Consider the following 245-nt stretch of genomic DNA (forward strand, 5'->3'; position numbering starts at 1 on the left):
CGCGGCAAACCGCGCCGGAGCCGCGCGGTTGCGGCCCGGACCGATCCCGCCGATATCCGGAGCCGGCGCATGAGGCGCCACGCACGCAAAGTCGCGAGAGAGATGCCGGAGCTTCCCGAAGTCGAGACGGTGCGGCGGGGCCTGGCGCCCGCCCTGGTCGGAGCCCGCTTCAGCCGTGTCACCCTGCGCCGGGCCAACCTGCGCTTCCCCTTCCCGGATCGCTTCGCCGCCCGGCTGGAAGGGCG

At 74.7% G+C, this 245-nt stretch carries 1 protein-coding gene; it reads left to right on the forward strand.

Features of this window, described 5'->3' with window-relative positions; all coding sequences use genetic code 11:
• Window positions 1-102: 102 nt before the first annotated feature.
• Window positions 103-245 (forward strand): DNA-formamidopyrimidine glycosylase family protein (locus RVY79_RS21120; protein ID WP_317466569.1); only part of this gene is annotated, 143 nt, incomplete at its 3' end.

The organism is Chromohalobacter sp. HP20-39 (genome assembly GCF_033052815.1).
Classification (GTDB): Bacteria; Pseudomonadota; Gammaproteobacteria; order Pseudomonadales; family Halomonadaceae; genus Chromohalobacter.